A 417-nucleotide genomic window follows, 5' to 3' on the forward strand; every position below is an offset into this window, starting at 1 on the left:
GATGGCCGCGGCCGTGCTCTCCGCCGTGCCCGCCGCGATCCTGCTCGTCCTCGCCCAGAAGTACATCGCCGCCGGCATCACCGGAGGATCGGTCAAGTGACCACCGCGCCCAGGGGGGCGCGCCTCAGGCGGCCGTGGCGTCGTCCACGCCCGCCGCGGCGCGCACCCCGGCGGGCTCCCCGGCCGGTGCGGCGGCCGGCCTGCGCAGCAGGAGCAGCGCCGCGTCGTCGTGCAGCCGGCCGCCCACATGGTCCAGCAGGTCCTCGTGCAGCGCGGCCAGCGTCCGGGCCGGCTCGTCGTACAGGTGCCGGGTGAGCCCCTCGGTCAGGGGGTAGAACGCGCGGTCGGCGTCCCGCGCCTCCGTGACGCCGTCGGTGTAGAGGAGCAGCTGGTCGCCGTCGCCGAAGGGCACCACCT

Annotated in this window: 1 protein-coding gene and 1 pseudogene; one reads left to right on the top strand and one right to left on the bottom strand. The window is 76.7% G+C overall.

The genetic code is table 11. The annotated features are described in order from the left end of the window. A pseudogene (locus LPA54_RS40195) lies at positions 1-100 on the top strand (carbohydrate ABC transporter permease); the annotation flags it as partial. Positions 101-124: 24 nt separating this feature from the next. Here the strand turns inward: LPA54_RS40195 and LPA54_RS40200 are convergent. Then, positions 125-417, bottom strand: a 293-nt coding sequence (locus LPA54_RS40200; protein WP_228985371.1) for a SpoIIE family protein phosphatase, incomplete at its 5' end; no start/stop codon positions are given.

Origin of the sequence: Streptomyces sp. DH12, assembly GCF_020873895.1 — a bacterium.
Taxonomy (GTDB): domain Bacteria; phylum Actinomycetota; class Actinomycetes; order Streptomycetales; family Streptomycetaceae; genus Streptomyces.